The organism is Pseudomonas sp. p106, assembly GCF_003936645.1.
Lineage (GTDB): Bacteria > Pseudomonadota > Gammaproteobacteria > Pseudomonadales > Pseudomonadaceae > Aquipseudomonas > Aquipseudomonas putida_E.
On the sequence record NZ_RHQR01000026.1, the window covers coordinates 25527 to 45157 of the forward strand.

At 61.7% G+C, this 19631-nt stretch carries 19 protein-coding genes and 2 tRNA genes; 13 read left to right on the top strand and 8 right to left on the bottom strand.

The genetic code is table 11. The annotated features are described in order from the left end of the window. Position 1: 1 nt before the first annotated feature. Entirely contained in the window at positions 2–1717 is a 1716-nt protein-coding gene (locus tag EGJ09_RS23810) for a proline--tRNA ligase (protein WP_125924935.1), read from the top strand. Positions 1718–1737: 20 nt separating this feature from the next. After that, entirely contained in the window at positions 1738–2691 is a 954-nt protein-coding gene (locus EGJ09_RS23815) for a hypothetical protein (RefSeq protein WP_125924936.1), read from the top strand. Between the two features lie 28 nt (positions 2692–2719). On the opposite strand, the gene dinB is transcribed toward EGJ09_RS23815, so the two are convergent. Then, the gene (gene dinB, locus EGJ09_RS23820) at positions 2720–3778 is read right to left on the bottom strand and encodes a DNA polymerase IV (protein WP_174142345.1); all 1059 of its coding nucleotides are present in this window, start codon (positions 3776–3778) and stop codon (positions 2720–2722) included. Between the two features lie 219 nt (positions 3779–3997). Between dinB and EGJ09_RS23825 the strand changes: the two genes are divergently transcribed. From EGJ09_RS23825 to EGJ09_RS23840, 4 genes are all read left to right on the top strand, one after another. Beyond that, positions 3998–4074, top strand: a tRNA-Met gene (locus tag EGJ09_RS23825). A gap of 136 nt (positions 4075–4210) precedes the next feature. After that, positions 4211–4287: transfer RNA gene (locus EGJ09_RS23830), tRNA-Met, on the top strand. Between the two features lie 246 nt (positions 4288–4533). After that, positions 4534–7176 carry a bifunctional lysylphosphatidylglycerol flippase/synthetase MprF gene (gene mprF / locus EGJ09_RS23835; RefSeq protein WP_125924938.1) on the top strand — a complete coding sequence of 881 codons (2643 nt, stop codon included), beginning with the start codon at positions 4534–4536 and terminating at the stop codon, positions 7174–7176. Continuing rightward, positions 7176–8468 carry a virulence factor family protein gene (locus EGJ09_RS23840; RefSeq protein WP_125924939.1) on the top strand — a complete coding sequence of 431 codons (1293 nt, stop codon included), beginning with the start codon at positions 7176–7178 and terminating at the stop codon, positions 8466–8468. The genes mprF and EGJ09_RS23840 overlap by 1 nt, the downstream gene beginning before the upstream one ends. A gap of 38 nt (positions 8469–8506) precedes the next feature. Here EGJ09_RS23840 and EGJ09_RS23845 read toward each other — a convergent pair whose 3' ends face one another. After that, entirely contained in the window at positions 8507–10405 is a 1899-nt protein-coding gene (locus EGJ09_RS23845; protein WP_115274055.1) for a potassium transporter Kup, read from the bottom strand. 236 nt (positions 10406–10641) lie between these two features. On the opposite strand from EGJ09_RS23845, the gene rimO reads away from it, so the two are divergent. From rimO to tsaA, 5 genes are all read left to right on the top strand, one after another. After that, the gene (gene rimO, locus EGJ09_RS23850) at positions 10642–11973 is read left to right on the top strand and encodes a 30S ribosomal protein S12 methylthiotransferase RimO (RefSeq protein ID WP_046787966.1); all 1332 of its coding nucleotides are present in this window, start codon (positions 10642–10644) and stop codon (positions 11971–11973) included. An 84-nt stretch (positions 11974–12057) separates the two neighbouring features. After that, complete coding sequence (locus EGJ09_RS23855; RefSeq protein ID WP_046787965.1) at positions 12058–12513, top strand: GNAT family N-acetyltransferase; 456 nt, start codon at positions 12058–12060, stop codon at positions 12511–12513. A 121-nt stretch (positions 12514–12634) separates the two neighbouring features. After that, on the top strand, positions 12635–13345 hold the full coding sequence (locus EGJ09_RS23860; protein ID WP_046787964.1) for an rRNA pseudouridine synthase: 711 nt from the start codon (positions 12635–12637) through the stop codon (positions 13343–13345). Between the two features lie 47 nt (positions 13346–13392). Beyond that, positions 13393–13854: a DUF1456 family protein gene (locus EGJ09_RS23865; protein WP_115274053.1), complete on the top strand. Its 462-nt coding sequence runs from the start codon at positions 13393–13395 to the stop codon at positions 13852–13854. A gap of 6 nt (positions 13855–13860) precedes the next feature. Then, positions 13861–14556, top strand: coding sequence for a tRNA (N6-threonylcarbamoyladenosine(37)-N6)-methyltransferase TrmO (gene tsaA, locus EGJ09_RS23870; RefSeq protein ID WP_046787962.1), 696 nt, complete (start codon positions 13861–13863; stop codon positions 14554–14556). 247 nt (positions 14557–14803) lie between these two features. Here tsaA and fpr read toward each other — a convergent pair whose 3' ends face one another. After that, positions 14804–15583, bottom strand: a complete 780-nt coding sequence (gene fpr, locus EGJ09_RS23875) for a ferredoxin-NADP reductase (protein ID WP_012315841.1) — start codon at positions 15581–15583, stop codon at positions 14804–14806. 117 nt (positions 15584–15700) lie between these two features. Between fpr and finR the strand changes: the two genes are divergently transcribed. Then, positions 15701–16627 carry a LysR family transcriptional regulator FinR gene (finR, locus tag EGJ09_RS23880; protein ID WP_046787961.1) on the top strand — a complete coding sequence of 309 codons (927 nt, stop codon included), beginning with the start codon at positions 15701–15703 and terminating at the stop codon, positions 16625–16627. Here finR and EGJ09_RS23885 read toward each other — a convergent pair. From EGJ09_RS23885 to EGJ09_RS26470, 4 genes are all read right to left on the bottom strand, one after another. After that, positions 16624–16986, bottom strand: coding sequence for a diacylglycerol kinase (locus EGJ09_RS23885; RefSeq protein WP_046787960.1), 363 nt, complete (start codon positions 16984–16986; stop codon positions 16624–16626). The two genes, finR and EGJ09_RS23885, sit on opposite strands and share 4 nt — an antisense overlap. A 73-nt stretch (positions 16987–17059) precedes the next feature. Continuing rightward, complete coding sequence (erdR, locus tag EGJ09_RS23890; protein ID WP_012315844.1) at positions 17060–17710, bottom strand: response regulator transcription factor ErdR; 651 nt, start codon at positions 17708–17710, stop codon at positions 17060–17062. A 178-nt stretch (positions 17711–17888) separates the two neighbouring features. Next, complete coding sequence (locus EGJ09_RS23895) at positions 17889–18599, bottom strand: tRNA-uridine aminocarboxypropyltransferase (protein WP_115274052.1); 711 nt, start codon at positions 18597–18599, stop codon at positions 17889–17891. A gap of 81 nt (positions 18600–18680) precedes the next feature. Continuing rightward, positions 18681–18824: a hypothetical protein gene (locus EGJ09_RS26470; RefSeq protein WP_158621143.1), complete on the bottom strand. Its 144-nt coding sequence runs from the start codon at positions 18822–18824 to the stop codon at positions 18681–18683. Here EGJ09_RS26470 and EGJ09_RS23900 point away from each other — a divergent pair. Further along, entirely contained in the window at positions 18823–19242 is a 420-nt protein-coding gene (locus tag EGJ09_RS23900) for a quorum-sensing-regulated virulence factor family protein (RefSeq protein WP_012315846.1), read from the top strand. The genes EGJ09_RS26470 and EGJ09_RS23900 overlap by 2 nt on opposite strands. Here EGJ09_RS23900 and EGJ09_RS23905 read toward each other — a convergent pair whose 3' ends face one another. Continuing rightward, the gene (locus EGJ09_RS23905; RefSeq protein ID WP_046787958.1) at positions 19243–19446 is read right to left on the bottom strand and encodes a hypothetical protein; all 204 of its coding nucleotides are present in this window, start codon (positions 19444–19446) and stop codon (positions 19243–19245) included. Between the last annotated feature and the right edge of the window lie 185 nt (positions 19447–19631).

Genomic DNA, 19631 nt, shown 5'->3' on the forward strand with positions numbered 1-19631 from the left:
CATGCGCACCAGTCAATATTTGCTCGCCACCCAGAAAGAAACCCCTGCCGACGCAGTGGTCATCAGCCATCAGCTCATGCTGCGTGCCGGCATGATCCGCAAGCTGGCTTCCGGCCTGTACACCTGGCTGCCGATGGGCTTGCGGGTAATGCGCAAGGTCGAAGCCGTGGTGCGTGAGGAAATGAACGCCGCCGGCGCCCTGGAAGTGCTGATGCCCAGCATCCAGCCCGCCGAGCTGTGGCAGGAGTCCGGCCGCTGGGAACAGTACGGCCCTGAGCTGCTGCGCCTGAAAGACCGCCACCAGCGCGACTTCTGCGTCGGCCCGACCCACGAAGAGGTCATCACCGACCTGGCCCGCAATGAGCTGTCCAGCTATAAACAGCTGCCGCTCAACATGTACCAGATCCAGACCAAATTCCGTGATGAGATCCGCCCACGTTTCGGCCTGATGCGCGGCCGCGAATTCATCATGAAGGACGCCTATTCCTTCCATGCCGACCAGGCTTCCCTGCAGGAAACCTACGACCGCATGCACCAGGCATACAGCAACATCTTCACCCGCCTGGGCCTGGACTTCCGCCCAGTGCAGGCCGATACCGGCTCCATCGGCGGCAGCTACTCGCACGAATTCCACGTACTGGCCGAGTCTGGCGAAGACGACGTGATCTTCAGCGACAGCTCCGATTATGCCGCCAACATCGAGAAGGCCGAAGCCATCCCGCGCGAAACCGCGCGCCCGGCCCCAACCGAAGAACTGCGCCTGGTCGATACCCCGGACGCCAAGACCATCGCCCAACTGGTCGAGAACTTCGGCCTGCCGATCGAAAAGACCGTCAAGACCCTGATCGTGCGCGGTGCCGAGGAAGGCAAGCTGGTCGCCCTGATCGTCCGCGGCGACCACGAACTCAACGAGATCAAGGCCGCCAAGCTGGAACAGGTCGCCGACCCGCTGGTCATGGCCACCGACGCGGAGCTGCGCGAGGCCATTGGTGCCGGCGCCGGCTCCCTCGGCCCGCTGAACCTGCCACTGGAATGCATCATCGACCGCTCGGTTGCCCTGATGAGCGACTTCGGCATCGGCGCGAACATCGATGACAAGCACTACTTCGGCGTCAACTGGGAGCGCGACCTGCCGGTCCCACAGGTTGCCGACCTGCGTAACGTCGTCGAGGGCGACCCGAGCCCGGATGGCCAAGGTACCCTGTTGATCAAGCGCGGCATCGAAGTCGGCCACATCTTCCAGCTCGGCACCAAGTACAGCGAGGCACTCAAGTGCCAGGTACTGGGCGAGAACGGCAAGCCAGTGGTGCTGTCCATGGGTTGCTACGGTATTGGCGTATCCCGCGTGGTCGCCGCCGCCATCGAGCAGAGCTACGACGACAAAGGCATCATCTGGAATGACGCCCTGGCCCCGTTCCAGATCGCCCTGGTACCGCTGCGCTACGAAACCGACGTGGTTCGCGAGGCCACCGACAAGCTGTACGCCGAACTGACGGCCGCAGGCTTCGAAGTGCTGCTGGACGACCGTGACAAGAAGACCAGCCCAGGCATCAAGTTCGCCGATATGGAGCTGATCGGTATTCCGCACCGCATCGTCGTCAGCGACCGCGGCCTGGCCGACGGCAACCTGGAATACAAGCACCGCACCGAACAGGATGCTCAAGCGCTGCCACTCAATGAAGTGCTGACCTTCCTGCAGGCCCGCGTTCGCCGCTGATAATCAATGCACGAGTGATCATGTCCAAGCGAAGTACCTTTACCCTGGGGGGCGCCGCACTGTGCGGCGCCCTGCTCCTCAGCGGCTGCGCCAACCAGATGTCCCAGCGCAGCGAGCACGAAGAGCGCGTCGAGCGCAAGCTGCTCGAACACACACTGCAGATTGATGTCGGCGAGCCCAAGGTGATGGAGCTTCCGCAGCGACGTGTACGCGTCAATGAACAGAGGCGCTTCGAGGTCACCGAGTTCGAAGTTACCCGCCGCTATGACCGGTATACGCCCTACCAACCCTGGCGGGAGGTCTACGAAATCCCGCTGGGCGCGGTGGCGGTGGTGGCCGGCGTAGGCGCCAACGTGGTCAACGTGTTTGCATTGGGCAACCTGCCGCAGAGCATCACGCACGACTGGCTCAGTTATGGCGTGGCCGGGCTCAACCCGTTCATGAACGTGCAGTCCAACGGTCGCGCCCAGCAGAACCTGGCAGGGATCAGTGAGCTGCAAAAGGACAAGCGCGAGGAGTTCACCAGCCTGCCCTGGAGCGAACGCCTGGTCGAGGTAAAGGCCGGCAAGATGGCCCACGCGCTGACCACCGACAGAAACGGCGTGCTACGCCTGAACCTGCTGGACAGCCCATTCTCGGAGCAGCACCTGAACCACGTCGGCACCCTGCACCTGCAAGTGGTCGATGAAGACAACGCAGTGCGGGGCGACGCCAGCCTGCTGGTCAGCGCCACCCTGCGCAACAAGCTGCGTGAAGCCCATGAGTTGATTTTCGATGACCTGGAAGACGACGATGTCGGCCAGTGGGTTCACCGGGTCAAGCGCCTATCGGAGCTAGGCCTGGAAGAGGAAGCCAGCGAGATGGAGCAGAGCCTGATCGAGCTGACCCGCAACGATCCGGAGCTGCAGCAGGAGTTTCTGCAGGCACTGACCAAGGCTACCGGCCGGTTGGTGGCTGACCCAGGCGCACATTAATGAAGAGGGGCTGCAGTGCAGCCCCTCTTCATTTGTCCGCGAACAATTCCAATTGCTCGTGCGCCCCACGCAAGTCGCGCAACCTCACCCCTACCCCTAACAACCTCACCGGCTTGCCACCCCGGGCGAATGCTTGCCGTAGCAACTGCCGGTAGCTGTCCAGATCCCTACCCGCCCCTGCCTGCTCCAGGGTGGTCTGGCTGAAGTCATGGAATTTGACCTTGACGAAAGGTTTGTCCGGCCGATAGCTACTGTCCATACGAGCGATCCGCTCATTCAGGCTGTTCAGCAGTTCAGGCAAGCGCTCCAGACAACTGGCCAGATCCGGCAGATCCGTATCGTACGTATTCTCCACGCTTACAGACTGCCTACGGCTATCGTTGTGCACGGCGCGATCATCGATACCCCGCGCCAACCCCCAGAGGCGTTCACCGAAACTGCCGAATTCACGCACCAGCGCCAGCCGCGACCAGTCACGCATGTCCAGGCAGGTGTCGATACCCAGCCGGGCAAGCTTGTCTGCGGTAACCTTTCCGACACCATGCAGCCTGGCGACAGGCAATGCGGCGACAAAGGCCTCCACCTGATCAGGCGTAATCACGAAAAGACCGTTGGGCTTGCGCCAGTCACTGGCGATCTTGGCCAGGAACTTGTTGGGCGCCACCCCAGCCGAGACAGTAATGTGCAGGGTGCGCGCAACACGCCTGCGAATATCTTCGGCGATGCGCGTGGCGCTGCCGGCGAACCATTGGCTGTCGCTCACATCCAGATAGGCCTCATCCAGTGACAATGGCTCGATCAGTTCGGTGTAGTCGCGGAAGATGCCGTGGATCTCGCGCGATGCTTCGCGGTAGGCCTCGAAACGCGGTTTGACGATCAGCAAGTCAGGGCAAAGCTTCAGTGCATGGCGGGAGGACATGGCCGAGCGCACCCCATAGGCACGCGCTTCATAGTTGCAGGTGGCAATCACCCCTCGATGATCCGGCGAACCACCCACAGCCATGGGGCGGCCGACCAGGCGCGGGTCATCACGCATCTCGATCGCGGCGTAGAAACAATCGCAGTCGATGTGAATGATCTTGCGCAAAGACATGGATGACCGTCAGTACTGTAAATTCATACAGATAGTACCGCATGCTCTGTCAGCGAGACAGCCAGCGCAGGAGCGCGCGCGACAATTGGCCTGAAAGCCCCGGTGCTCCTGAGCTGCCTGCCTTATTGAAAGGCTAAGGGTTTGAACGAAAACGGTTTTTTTAACTAAATGCTTGACAGGGGCGGTTAAATCCGTAGAATTCGATCTCACAGGCGCGGGATGGAGCAGCCTGGTAGCTCGTCGGGCTCATAACCCGAAGGTCGTCGGTTCAAATCCGGCTCCCGCAACCAGATTCGAGAAAAGGCCACTGTTAACGCAGTGGCCTTTTTCTTTTGCCTGAAAAATAGTCGGCGATTGAAAACTCAAGAAAATCAATAAGTAACGCTTGACACTCCGCGCTTTCACTGTAGAATTCGTTTCCACAGGCGCGGGATGGAGCAGTCTGGTAGCTCGTCGGGCTCATAACCCGAAGGTCGTCGGTTCAAATCCGGCTCCCGCAACCAGATTCGTCAGAACAAACCCCGCCTGTGTAACAGCAGCGCGGGGTTTGTTGTTTTTCCCCGCCTGAAAATCTGGATTCATTCAGCCAAGCCCCGGCCTTGTAAGGCCGCTTTCTGGATGAACTATCTTTAACCCTGCCAAAGGACTGAAAGTCACGTTGCCCGGAGTAATATCTGGATACGTTTCCATAGGGACTTTCACTTGGCCGCCCCCTCCCCCTACCTCGCGCTGCTTGCCCGGGGTAACTCATGACCGACCGTAACCCAGAACACCAGGCACCCATAGCCTCAACCCTGCCCACAGCTGCCCAGCGCTTGCCGTGGCTGGAGCGGGTGAGCCGCTATCGCCAGCCCATCACCCTGGCAGTTACCTTGGCGCTGTTCGCAATGGCACTGATAGCCTGCCGCCACTTGCTCAGTGAACTGGATATCCATGCTCTGCACGATGCGATGCTCAGCGTGCCCACCCGCTCGTTGGCCGGCGCGCTACTCGCTGCGGTTATCGGGTTCGTGATCCTGCTGGGATATGAATGGTCGGCCTGCCGTTATGCCGCCGTGAAGTTGCCTGGGCGTACGCTTCTGTTAGGCGGTTTCAGCGCATTTGCCATTGGTAACGCCATTGGCTTGTCGATGCTCTCGGGCGGTTCGGTACGCTATCGCCTGTATGCTCGAGAAGGCCTGGGCGCTGCCGAAGTCGCGCGCATGACAGTGTTTGCCAGCCTTTCTTTGGGCTGCGCCCTGCCCCCTCTGGCGGCACTGGCCACGTTGAGCAACTTGCCAGCTGCGGCTACCGCCCTGCACCTGCCCACCCCTGTACTGGCCACAGTCGCTATCGGCGTGCTTGCACTGACCGCCCTCCTGGTGACTGGCCTGTATCGCCGACGCCTGGCAGAGCAGCCGCTACCAGACAGCCTGCTGGTGCAACTGGGGCGCCGGACGCTGCGCCTGCCCGGTGCACGGCTGGCTGCACTGCAACTGGCAATCACTGCGCTGGATATAGCCGCCGCCGCGACCGTCCTTTACCTGCTGCTCCCGCAAGCCCCTCCGTTTGGCGCGTTCGTCCTGGTCTACCTGCTGGCACTTGCAGCCGGTGTACTTAGCCATGTGCCTGGCGGCGTCGGGGTGTTCGAGGCGATTCTGCTCGCAGCCTTCGCCAATCAGCTCGGCGCCGCGCCACTGGCCGCCGCACTGCTGCTGTACCGCTTGATCTATGTGGTACTGCCATTGCTGCTGGCCTGTGGGCTGCTGCTGGCCAATGAAGCCAGGCGCCTGCTGTTTGCGCAGCAGGCGCTCAAGGCCGCCTCCGGGCTGGCCGCACCGGTGCTGGCGATCCTCGTGTTTCTCTCCGGTGTGGTGCTGTTGTTCTCCGGCGCAACACCGGAAATCGACACCCGCCTGGAACACATGGGCTTTCTGGTACCGCACCGCCTCATCGATGCCTCGCATTTCGGTGCCAGCCTGATTGGCGTGCTGTGCCTGTTGCTGGCCCAGGGCTTGCGCCGACGCCTGTCTGCAGCCTGGCTACTGACTACCGTACTGCTCCTGGTTGGCGCACTGCTGTCGCTGCTCAAGGGCTTCGACTGGGAAGAGGCCAGCCTGCTGACCTTCACCGCTGCCCTGCTCGCGTTGTTCCGCCGTTCGTTCTACCGCCCAAGCAGGCTGCTGGAGCTGCCGTTTTCCCCGGTGTACCTGGCAGCGAGTGCCTGCGTGGTCGGTGCTTCAGTGTGGCTACTGCTGTTTGCCTACCAGGACGTGCCCTACAGCCATCAGCTGTGGTGGCAGTTCACGCTTGACGCCGATGCCCCACGCGGCCTGCGCGCCGCCATGGGCAGCGCGGTACTGTTGCTGGTCGTGGCCCTGACCTGGCTGCTGCGCACTGCCCGGCCAGTCATCCACCTGCCAGACGACGAGGAGATACAGCGCGCCAACCGCATCCTGCAGGTTTCCGACCAACCTGACGGCGGCCTGGCGCTGACCGGTGACAAGGCCCTGCTGTTCCACCCCAATGGCAACGCTTTCTTGATGTACGCGCGCCGGGGCCGCAGCCTGGTGGCCCTGTACGACCCGATCGGCCCGGCCCAGGAACGTGCCGAGATGATCTGGCAATTCCGCGATCTGTGCGACCTGCACCACGCCCGCCCGGTGTTCTACCAGGTGCGTGCGGAGAATCTGCCGTTCTACATGGACATCGGCCTGACCGCGCTCAAGCTCGGCGAAGAAGCCCGAGTCGACTTGCGCCGCTTCGACATCGAAGCCAAAGGCAAGGAAATGAAAGACCTGCGCTACACCTGGAACCGCGGCGGCCGCGATGGCCTGAGCCTGGAGATCCATGAACCGGGCCAGGCCCCCATGGTTGAACTCAAAGAGATCTCGGATGCCTGGCTCGGCGGCAAGAACGTGCGCGAAAAAGGCTTCTCGCTCGGGCGCTTCAGCCCTGAGTACCTGCAGCATTTTCGCATCGCCCTGATTCGCTACCAGGGCCGGCCAGTGGCGTTTGCCAACCTGCTTGAAACTCACAGCAACGAACTGGCCAGCCTCGATCTGATGCGCGCCCACCCCCAGGCGCCGAAGCTGACCATGGAATTCATGATGATCGGCCTGATCCTGCGCTACAAAAGCCATGGTTACGGCCGTTTCAGCCTGGGCATGGTACCGCTTTCCGGCTTGCAGCCACGGCGCGGCGCCCCGTTGGCCCAGCGCCTGGGCTCGATGGTGTTCCGTCGCGGCGAACAGCTTTACAACTTCCAGGGGCTACGCCGCTTCAAGGACAAGTTCCAACCGGACTGGGAACCCCGCTACATGGCCGTGCCGGCCGGGCTCGACCCGCTGGTGGCACTGGCCGACACTGCCGCCCTGATTGCGGGCGGCCTGACTGGATTGGTGAAACGTTGATGATCCGACGCTACTGGCTGTACCTACTGATACCCCTGCTCTTGGCCGCATTGGCTGGGGCCACTGCCTTCTGGTTGGGGGCCCGACCGGCCCCAGAAGCACGCCTTGAGCAACTGACCGTCAATGACACCCGCATCACCCGCGTCATCCCGGGCGTGCATGCCAAAGCCTGGGTGGCCATCGGCGTGCCCCAGGACCAGGCGCTGACCGATAAACAGTTGCTTGACTTGAGCCAGGCCGGTGAGGCTCAGCTGGTGCAAGTCGTCCTGCCGCCAGGGGCCTGCAGTAACCAGCAGCAATCGATGGATAAGGCCATGACCCTACTGGCCGAAAAACCGACCCTGGTAGCCGGTATCGGCCCTGGTGCAACCCAGGCCTGGCGTTGGCTGGCCACACAGAATGACGACAAGGCCCGCGCCATCTCCGTGAATTTCAACATGGAGCAGCCCAGCTGCGCTGCAGCCTTGCCCAAGTCCGCCCCTCATGGTCACTGGAGCGTCGCCTGGAACGACAACCCGGATGACGCCAGCGCCGCTTTCGTGCGCGACCAGCGCAATGCCGACACCAGCATCAGCGACTACGACATCCACCTGCCACAACTACTCAAGGCGCAACTGACCCAGGCCTTGGTCGGCCACGATGGCAACGCGCTGGCAATCCCGGTCGTGGAAGTGCCTGCCGGGCAAACCACCGACACCGTTACCCTGTTCCTCTCAGGCGATGGTGGCTGGCGCGACCTGGACCGCGATGTGGCCGGTGAAATGGCCAAGCTTGGTTACCCGGTGGTCGGCATAGACACCCTGCGTTACTACTGGCAGCACAAGACACCCGAGCAAAGCGCTGCCGACCTGTCGGAACTGATGCAGCACTATCGTCAGAAATGGGGTACCAAGCGTTTTGTGCTGACCGGCTATTCGTTCGGTGCCGACGTGCTGCCGGCGATCTACAACCGCCTGCCTGCCGAGGACCAGCAACGTATCGATGCGGTGATGCTGCTGGCCTTCGCCCGCAGTGGCAGCTTTGAGATCGAGGTCGAGGGCTGGTTGGGCAAGGAAGGTCAGGAGGCGCCTACCGGGCCGGAGATGGCCAAACTGCCGGCGCCCAAAGTGGTATGCATATATGGTGTGGAAGAGGCCGATGAAAGCGGTTGCACCGACAAGACTGCAGTGGGCGAGCGCATTAAGCTGCCCGGTGGGCATCACTTCGACGAGAACTATCCGGCGCTGGCCAAGCGCTTGATCGATGAAATTGAAATACGCCAGGGCAAGTCCAGCGTGGCAGAACAGAACTGAGGCGTAGCGAGGGGCCGCATTGCGGCCCCTCGCTTTGATCAAATCTCGACCTGTGTACCCAACTCGATCACCCGGTTGAGCGGCAGGTTGAAGAAACGCAGGTTACCGTTGGCGTTCTTGAGCAGAAACGCAAACAGGTTGCCCCGCCAGCGCGACATCCCCTCAAGACGCGACGCGATCACCGTTTCGCGGCTTAGGAAATAAGTCGTACGCATGGGGCTGAAGTCCAGGCCGTCCAGGTGGCATAGCTTCAGTGCCGCCGGCACATCCGGCTCATCCATGAAACCGAAGTGCAACAGCACCCGGTAGAAGCCATCACCATAGGCCTCCACTTCAAAGCGCTCCTGCTCGGGCACCCGTGGCCGGTCTTCACTCACAACCGTCAGCAGTACCACCTGGCTGTGCAGCACCTGGTTATGCAACATGTTGTGCAACAGCGCATGCGGGACGGCATCGGGCCGCGCAGTGAGGAACACGGCAGTACCTTCGACGCGGTGCGGTGGCTGTACGCGAATGCTGCTGATGAACACCGGCAACGGCAGCCCACCCTCATCAATTCGCTCGACCAGAATCTGCTTGCCGCGCTTCCAGGTGCTCATCAGCAGGAACAGCACACCCCCGGCCAGTAACGGGAAGGCGCCGCCCTGGACAATCTTCGGCACGTTGGCGGCGAAGAACAGCCCGTCGACCAGCAGGAAACCAATCAGAATCGGTACCGCCAGCACCGGCGGCCACTTCCACAACAACAGCATCACCGCCGACACCAGGATGGTGGTCATCAGCATCGTGCCGGTCACCGCCACGCCGTAAGCGGCCGCCAGCGCACCGGATGATTCGAAGCCGATCACCAGCAGCACAACGCCTGCCATCAGCGTCCAGTTCACTGCTGCGATGTAGATCTGCCCCTGCTCGTCGCTGGAGGTGTGCTGGATATGCATACGCGGGATATAACCCAGCTGGATAGCCTGGCGGGTCAGAGAGAAAGCACCCGAGATCACCGCCTGCGAAGCAATTACCGTGGCCATGGTCGCCAGCCCCACCAGCGGCAGCAACGCCCACGCCGGCGCCAGCAGGTAGAACGGGTTGCGCGCAGCGTCAGGGTTTTGCAGCAGCATCGCGCCCTGGCCGAAATAGTTGAGCACCAATGCTGGCAGCACCAGGGCGAACCAGGCACGGGCAATCGGCTTGCGACCGAAATGGCCCATGTCGGCGTACAGCGCCTCGGCACCGGTCAGGGCCAGCACCACAGCACCGAGAATGGCCACGCCCATGCCCGGGTGCACGATGAAGAAGTTCACCGCCCAGCCCGGGTTGAACGCCTTGAGCACCTCGGGGCTCTGCGAGATGCCATGCACCCCCAGCGCCGCCAGCACCACGAACCAGGTGACCATGATCGGGCCGAACAGCTTGCCGATCTTCTCGGTGCCATGCTTTTGCACCAGGAACAGCGCCACCAGCACCACCAGCGAAATCGGCACCACCCAATGGTCGATACCGTCGAATGCCAGGCCCATGCCCTCTACTGCCGACAGCACCGACACCGCCGGGGTGATCATGCTGTCGCCGTAGAACAGCGAGGCGCCGATCAGGCCACAGATGACCATCAGCGTGCGCAGGCGCGGGTAGGCCGCCGTGGCCCGCCGCGCCAGCGCGGTCAGGGCCATGGTACCGCCCTCACCCTGGTTGTCGGCGCGCAGGATGAACATCACGTACTTGAACGACACCACCCACAGCAGCGACCAGAGGATCAGCGACAGGATCCCCAGCACACCATCATGATTGACCGGCACCCCGTAACCGCCGGTGAAGACTTCCTTGAGGGTATACAACGGGCTGGTACCGATATCGCCGTAGACCACCCCAACAGCTGCCACCAACAGGCTCAGCGACCGCGTCGCCCCCTGCCCGCCCTCGGCGTGACTGCTTGCCTGAACCATCGACCACTCCCGCAAACGGCCATCTAGACCGGTAGAATTCTGCCTCGCGCCAGGGGATTGCACATGCCCCGACGCAACGGCGCGAAGCATAGCGCAGCGTTCGTCGCATTTGTGCTGGTCAAGCGACCTTGCGCTCGCTAGAATTGCGCACTTTTTGATCAGAGGCGCCCAGAAGCGCCCGTCAGGATCGCCGCCGTTTCCGGCCGGGCGACCTGTATTCAATACCGAGGTTAGTCATGTCCACCACTCCCGCCACCCCCAAGGTAGGGTTCGTCAGCCTGGGTTGCCCAAAAGCCCTGGTAGATTCCGAGCGCATTCTGACCCAGCTGCGTATGGAAGGTTATGAAGTCGTGCCCACCTACGAGGATGCCGACGTAGTGGTGGTCAACACCTGCGGCTTCATCGACAGCGCCAAGGCCGAGTCGCTGGAAGTGATCGGCGAAGCGATCAAGGAAAACGGCAAGGTCATCGTCACCGGCTGCATGGGTGTCGAGGAAGGCAGCATCCGTGACGTGCACCCCAGCGTGCTGTCGGTCACTGGCCCGCAGCAGTACGAGCAGGTAGTCAATGCCGTGCACGAAGTGGTACCGCCACGCCAGGACCACAACCCGCTGATCGACCTGGTACCGCCGCAGGGCGTCAAGCTGACCCCGCGCCACTACGCCTACCTGAAGATCTCCGAAGGCTGCAACCATAGCTGCAGCTTCTGCATCATCCCGTCGATGCGCGGCAAGCTGGTCAGCCGCCCGGTCGGCGAAGTGCTGAGCGAAGCCGAACGCCTGGTCAAGGCCGGCGTCAAGGAGATCCTGGTGATTTCCCAGGACACCAGCGCCTACGGCGTGGACGTCAAGTACAAGACCGATTTCTGGAACGGCCGCCCGGTCAAGACCCGCATGCTCGAGCTGTGCGAAGCGCTGAGCAGCCTGGGCGCCTGGGTGCGGCTGCACTACGTCTACCCGTACCCGAACGTCGACGACGTGATCCCGCTGATGGCCGCCGGCAAGATCCTGCCGTACCTGGACATCCCGTTCCAGCACGCCAGCCCGAAAGTGCTCAAGTCGATGAAGCGCCCCGCCTTCGAAGACCGCACCCTGGCGCGCATCAAGAACTGGCGCGAACAGTGCCCGGAACTGGTGATCCGCTCGACCTTCATCGTCGGTTTCCCGGGTGAGACCGAAGAAGACTTCCAGTACCTGCTGGACTGGCTGACCGAAGCCCAGCTCGACCGCGTCGGCTGCTTCCAGTACTCGCCGGTCGAAGGTGCGCCTGCCAACGACCTGGGCCTGGAAGAAGTGCCGGATGACGTCAAGCAGGAGCGCTGGGATCGCTTCATGGCCCACCAGCAGGCCATCAGCAGCGCACGCCTGCAATTGCGCATCGGCAAGGAAATCGAAGTGCTGATCGACGAAGTCGAAGAGCAAGGCTCGGTCGGCCGCAGCTTCTTCGATGCACCTGAGATCGATGGCAGCGTGTTCATCGATGGCGACCATGGCTTCAAGCCGGGCGACAAGGTCCGTTGCCGGGTGGTCGATGCCGACGAGTACGACATGTGGGCCGAGCCTGTTTGAGGCTGCGCACGTAGAAGGAGCCCCGCCCACTGGCGGGGCTTTTTGCATCTATGGTTTCCTCAATGACCACCGAGGAACACCGGCATGCATTTGGCATTGACGCTGCAAACACCCCACCTGTGTGATTACCCGGAACTGGTTCAGGTCTGGGAAAACTCGGTGCGCGCGACCCACGACTTTCTGCCTGACGCTTATATCCTGCTGCTGCGCGACCATGTGCTACGCAAGTACCTGGACGCCGTCATGCTGGTCTGCTGCAAGGACCGTCAGCGCATCTGCGGCTTTGCCGGTGTCGCCAATGGGCGTGTGGACATGCTGTTCGTCGCACCCCAATACCGTGGCCGAGGCGTGGGCAGGCGCTTGCTGCGCTATGCCATCAGCGAACTGAACGCGCAATGCCTGGATGTCAACGAACAGAACCCCCAAGCCTTGGGCTTCTACCTGCACGAGGGCTTCGAAGTGATCGGGCGCTCCGAAACAGATGGCCTGGGGCAGCCCTATCCATTGCTTCATATGAAGCTGATTCGTACAGCGTCCTAGGACTTTGTCGCAGGATGCCGTGCAATACTTCCGAAATGGTGCATTCGGCACAGATTCCCGTCATCAACCGCGAATGGGCAGGTACAATGTAAGACTTTCCCTGCCTTGCGAATTGCCTGCCATGTCCGAACCCGTCCGCCTGTCCAAACGCCTCATCGAGCAGCTCGGCTGCTCACGCCGAGAGGCAGAGCTGTATATCGAAGGAGGCTGGGTCACGGTCGATGGCGTTGTAGTCGAGCAGCCTCAGTTCAAGGTCGAACACCAGGCTGTCGAGCTGTTGCCGGGCGCCAATGCCGAAGCGCTTGACCCGGTTACCCTGCTGCTCAACCAGCCTGCGGGTGTCGATATCGATACGGCCCGCGCCAGCATGAACATGGCCAGCCTCAGCGAAGCACATCGCGAAGGCGTGCGGCCGCTGCACGGGCACTTCACCCGGCTGACCTGTTCGGCGCCCCTGGAGCGCGGTGCCAGTGGCCTGCAGGTGTTCACCCAGGATTGGAAGGTTACCCGCAAGATCGAGGCCGACCTGCGTCGCCTGGAACAGGAATACATCATTGAAGTGCGCGGCGAGACCACGCCACAGGCGCTGGAGCGCCTGGCGCGCGGCGCGACGCGCAATGATCGGGAACTGCCCAAGGCCAAGGCCAGCTGGCAAAACGAGACCCACCTGCGCCTGGCCCTGAAGAACCCACAACCCGGGCAGATCTCCGAGATCTGCGCCTACCTGCGCCTGGAAATACTCAGCATGCGCCGTATTCGCCTGGGCGGTGTATCCATGGGCAAGCTGCCTGTGGGCAACTGGCGTTACCTGGCCGGCACTGAACGTTTCTAAGCGATGCGCCACGCCCAGGCGTGGCATCTGAACAGGATTTTGCAGCAATGAACCACAACGATGTACTGCGCAGCCTGCGCTACATGCTCAAGGTGAACGACGCCAAGATGGCCGAGATCATCGCGCTCTCGGGCCTGGAGGTTAATCCGGTGGTGCTCGCCACCTACCTGAAGAAAGAGGACGAGCCCGGTTTTGTGCGCTGCCCCGAGCGGGTCATGGCGCACTTTCTCGACGGCCTGGTCTTCCACCGCCGCGGCAAGGACGATAGCCGTCCGCCACAGCCTGTAGAGCTGCCGGTGACCAACAACACCATCCTCAAGAAGCTGCGCGTAGCCTTTGAGCTCAAGGAAGACGACCTGCATGTGATCCTCAAGTCGGTCAACTTCCCGGTTTCCAAGCCCGAACTCAGCGCGCTGTTCCGCAAGGTGGGCCATGAGAACTATCGGCCTTGCGGCGACCAGTTGCTGCGCAACTTCCTCAAGGGCCTGACCCTGCGCGTGCGCGGCTGACTCGCCATGCAACATACGGTTTCGCCTGTCGGCATCGTGCGCTCCTGTTTCAAGGAGAAGTTCGCAATCCCGCGGCAGCCACAGCTGGCGCCGGCTGCACGCGGAGTACTTGAGTTGCTGCCGCCGTTCGACCAAGGCGAGGCCGTGGCGGGCCTGGAGCAGGTCAGCCATGTGTGGCTGTTGTTCCTGTTCCATCAGGCCCTGGAAGACAAGCCACGCCTTAAAGTGCGCCCACCACGCTTGGGCGGCAACAAAAGCATGGGCGTGTTCGCTACGCGAGCGACCCATCGGCCCAATGGCATCGGCCAGTCGGTGGTACGCCTGGAGGCTGTGGAGCCGGGTCGGCTGCTGCTGTCCGGCATCGATCTGCTCGATGGCACGCCGGTGCTGGATATCAAGCCGTATGTTCCCTATGCCGACAGTATCGCCGGGGCGAGCAACCTGATGGCCAGCGACGCGCCTGCCGCGATTGCCGTGCACTGGGGCGATAGCGCCCTGCCCCAGGCCCGCGAACACGCCCTGCGCCTGGGCGAACCACTGGTGGAGCTTATCGAACAGTGCCTGGCACAGGACCCACGACCGGCCTATCAGGTGCCGCCGCCGGAGCGGGTGTATGGGGTGAAGTTCTGGGATGTGCAGGTCAGGTGGCACTACCCGCAGCCGGATGTAATTCGCGTGCTTGAGGTCGTGCCGGAAAACTGAAAGCACTGGCAACCTCAGTCGCACAGGCATAAAAAACGCAGGCCTTACCTTAATGCCAGTCAGTTAGCGTTGTCAGGGCTGCTACGCGGCCCATCGCCGGCAAGCCGGCTCCTACCGGGACCGCACAGTTCTTGAGGTCTGCGCTGTACCTGTGGGAGCCGGCTTGCCGGCGATGGGCCGCAAAGCGGCCCCAAAACGCTTAACTGACTGGCATCAGGCCAAGCCTGCGCTTTCATTGCCCGGTCGATTACTTCTCGACGAAGGCACGCTCGATCAGGTAGTCACCCGGCTCACGCATGCGCGGGGAGATCTTCAGGCCGAAGCTGTCGAGAACTTCGCTGGTCTCGTCGAGCATGCTCGGGCTACCACAGATCATGGCGCGGTCGTCCTGCGGGTTGATCGGTGGCAGGCCGATGTCGCTGAACAGCTTGCCGCTGCGCATCAGGTCGGTCAGTCGGCCCTGGTTTTCGAACGGCTCGCGGGTAACGGTCGGGTAGTAGATCAGCTTGTCACGCACCGCCTCACCAAAGAACTCGTTCTGTGGCAGGTGTTCGGTGATGAACTCGCGATAGGCCACTTCGTTCACGTAGCGCACACCGTGCACCAGGATCACTTTCTCGAAGCGCTCGTAGGTTTCCGGGTCCTGAATGACGCTCATGAACGGCGCCAGGCCAGTGCCGGTGCTCAGCAGGTACAGGTGCTTGCCCGGGTTCAGGTCGTCGAGGACCAGCGTACCGGTAGGCTTCTTGCTGATGATGATCTCGTCGCCTTCCTTCAGGTGCTGCAGCTGGGAGGTCAGCGGGCCGTCAGGCACCTTGATGCTGAAGAATTCCAGGTGCTCTTCCCAGTTGGGCGAAGCGATGGAGTAGGCGCGCATGAGCGGACGGCCGCTGTCCTGCTGCAGGCCGATCATCACGAACTGACCGTTCTCAAAGCGCAGGCCCGGGTCGCGGGTGCACTTGAAGCTGAACAGGGTGTCGTTCCAGTGATGCACACTGAGGACACGTTCGTGGTTCATGTTGCTCATCGATGGGGCTCCTGAAGAAAACGCAGCGCGCACAGCGCACGGTTGCGCGATAGTTTAGGGGCAGCGACAATATCTGTTAACTGAATTATCAAGATATGTGTTATCGGTTATATAGATATGCGATTCACACTTCGTCAGCTACAGGTATTCGTCGCCGTGGCCCAGCATCAGAGCGTCTCTCGAGCTGCCAGTGTGCTGGCCCTGTCGCAGTCGGCTGCCAGCACGTCCATCACTGAACTGGAGCGGCAATCGAGCTGCCAGTTGTTCGACCGTGCAGGTAAACGCCTGGCCCTCAACGCCTTGGGGCATCAGCTGCTGCCGCAAGCGGTTGCGCTGCTCGATCAGGCCAAGGAGATCGAAGACCTGCTCAACGGCAAGTCCGGTTTTGGCTCACTGGCAGTCGGCGCCACACTGACCATTGGCAACTACCTGGCCACCTTGCTGATCGGTAGCTTCATGCAGGTACACCCGGAAAGCCAGGTCAAGCTGCACGTGCAGAACACAGCCCATATCGTGCACCAGGTTGCACAATACGAAATTGATCTGGGTCTGATCGAAGGCGACTGCAACCATCCGGACCTGGAGGTACAGCCTTGGGTTGAGGACGAGCTGGTAGTGTTCTGCGCGCCGCAACACCCGCTGGCCAAGGTGGGCCGCGCAGATATCGAAAGCCTGTCCCAGGAAGCCTGGATTCTTCGCGAGCAAGGCTCCGGCACCCGCCTGACATTCGATCAGGCCATGCGGCATCATCGCGCCAACCTGAACATACGCCTGGAGCTGGAGCATACCGAAGCGATCAAGCGTGCCGTGGAATCAGGCCTGGGTATTGGCTGCATATCGCGCCTGGCCCTGCGCGATGCCTTCCGGCGTGGCAGCCTGGTGCCGGTCGAAACCCCGGAGCTGGACCTGATGCGCCAGTTCTACTTCATCTGGCACAAACAAAAATACCAGACCTCGGCCATGCGCGAGTTTCTCGAGTTGTGCCGCAACTTCACCGCAGGGTTTACGCGCAGTGACGAGATCGTCTTGCCACCGATCGCTTAGAGCAGGATAACGCCCCAGACCAACGCCACCATGGTCAGTGCTACGAATTGCGCAGCACTGCCCATGTCTTTGGCGTTTTTCGAAAGCGGATGACGCTCCAGCGAAATGCGGTCGATGGCCGCCTCCACCGCCGAGTTGAACAGTTCGACGATCAGCCCGAGCAGGCACACGGCGATCATGATGGCCCGCTCGGCGCGGCTTACCGGCAGCCAAAAGGCAATCGGGATGAGCAGCACATTGAGCAGTACCAGTTGACGGAAAGCAGCCTCGCCCTTGAAGGCGGCGCGCAGGCCGTCCAGCGAATAGCCGGCGGCGTTGAAGATACGTTTGAGGCCGGTCTGGCCTTTGAATGGCGACATGTGCGTCACTTCACCGATGAAAGGCCAGCAGACTAGTTCAAAATGAGTCAAAAAAGCGTGAAGCGGCAAGCATTTAGCTGCTCGCAACGGATTCAAGTTGTTGCAGCAACAAGGCCGCCTGGGTCCGAGTGCGCACACCCAGCTTGCGGAAAATGGCCGTCACATGGGCCTTGATGGTCGCTTCCGACACATTCAGCTCATAGGCGATCTGTTTGTTCAGCAAGCCTTCACAGACCATGGTCAACACGCGAAACTGCTGTGGCGTGAGGCTGGCCAGGCCTTCGCTGGCGGCTTTGGCCTCGGCCGAGACATCGACCCTTTCAAATGCCTGAGGCGGCCACCAGACGTCGCCATCGAGCACCTTCCTCACTGCATCCTGAATCACTTCCAGCCCACTGGACTTTGGAATGAAACCACTGGCCCCAAACTCGCGGGACTTGACTACAACGGCAGCCTCTTCCTGGGCCGAGACCATCACCACCGGGATCTGAGGGTACTGGCCACGCAGCAGGACCAGCCCGGAGAAACCATAGGCGCCCGGCATGTTCAGGTCCAGCAGGACCAGGTCCCAGTCGGCTTTTTCGCTCAGCCGGCTTTCCAGCTCGGCGATGCTCGCCACCTCGACCAGGCGCACATCCGCGCCCAGGCCGAGGGTGACGGCCTGGCGCAGAGCGCTACGAAACAGCGGGTGGTCATCGGCAATCAGGATTTCGTACATGGCCATCGATCTAAGGATCCTGTTCTGTGCCAGGCGCAGCGGCGGAGGAATAGCGCCCGGCGGGGAATCGGCGCCAAGGTGCCGAGCACGGCCGGGCAGGTCAAACCACTCGCCCTGCCGCCTCGCTTCATCCTGGCCGCCAGCCCCGTCATTATGAACCAAAGTGGGGCTTGTGCCCCTTGGACTATAGGAAGGTATGCAAACGCTGGTGGGTAGCGTCCTGCTCGTCCAGAGGCAGGCGACGCTTGCCACTGAGGTAGTGCAGGCTGAACACATCCAGATACGCATCCAGGGCTTGGGAGGCTTGGTCGTCACCCGCAAGGTCCAGGCACATGGCAGCAACTTCCGCAGTGCAGAAATGATCATCGCGCTTGGAGCGGCGCAGGCGATAGCGCGACATCTGCTCAGCTTGCAGGCTCAGCACCGGGAAACGGTCAAGATAAGGGCTCTTGCGGAACATCTTGCGGGCTTCGGTCCAGGTGGCATCCAGCAGGATGAACAGCGGGCGTTTGCCCGGCTCACGCACGACCTCGCTGACCACCCGCTCCTGGGCGACGAATTCGCCAGGGAAGACGATGTACGGCTGCCACTGTGGGTCTGCCAGCAAGGTCAACAAGCGTTCGTCCACCGACGTTCGCAACCAGCCGAAGGCAGAGGTATCTTCGATGAGGTCGGCGATCAGCCAGCCGGTGTTGGTCGGCTTCAATGGCTCGGTATCATGCATCAACAGGCATACCCCAGAGTCGGCGTGCACCTTTGGCTTCCAGGCACACAGGCAATGGGTGGCGATAACCCGACAGTCAGGGCAGCGTTCGGCACGTGAACCACGAGCAATGAACGGCTTGATGCTGCGGGCCAGCCGTTCGGCGCGCAGGCGCGCTACCGCATGGCTCATGCTGGCAAGCCTCGGGACAGGTTGTGACTGGACACTGCGATAACTCGATGAAAACAAAGCGCCAGTCTACCAGAGCGGGCGTCATTTGCCGTGCAGCTGGACCGGCTGGTCCTTTATAATCAGCGTTTTGGTGGCCGCGAGCCTGCCCGCGATTCTGCGGGTTTCATGGAACACCAGCCGTCTGCGCATGTCGAAGCGCCAGTCACCGAACCAGGAGAGATTCATGCTGCGTCTTATCGTCCCGACCCTGAGCCTGTTGCTCACCCTGCCACTGGCAGCCCAGGCGGCCTCCAAGCAGGAGTTCGAGCTGAACAAGATGCTGGAAAAGGTCGCCAAGGAAAGCAGCGTCGGCACCCCGCGAGCCATCAACGAAGATATCCTCGACCAGGGTTATACCGTTGAAGGCAAGGCACTGGTGAACCACCTGAGCGTGCGCGCCGAGCACGCCGCACGCATGCAGCAAAACGCAGAGCAGGTGCGCAGCCAGCTAGGTGACAGCGTCTGCCGGAACAGCGGTTACCGCAACCTGATGTCAAAAGGCGCCGTGATGGTCTATCGCTTCACCGTCTACAAGACCAATCAACCGGTCATGGACCAGGCCTTTGACGCTGCCAGCTGCACTGCCGGAAACAAGAAGAAGTAATCAACTGACCCGCTCATCCTCCGCGCGCCGCGGCTCTTCCTCGGCGCGCATCTCTGCCAGAAGCGCCTGCAGGTAAGGTGACTGGCATTCCAACGCAGCCAACCGCCGCAGGCACTCCGCCTCCAGGCTCACATGATGAACCTGTGCCGCATGTTCCAGCTGCTGATAGAGCTGCCGGTCTACCTCGATGACCAAGCGATGCATACCGCCACCTCCTGCATCGACACGTTTCGCTTCTCCAGTTAACCAAACCCTTGCCATCAATGGCCGCGTGCCGACGAGTGGCCTTGGTGATAGTGCCTGCATGAAGTGGCGCGAGGGTCTAGATTGATAGCGAAGCGCACAAAAACGACAAGATGAATTACGCACCTGCATCAGGGCCTTGAAGG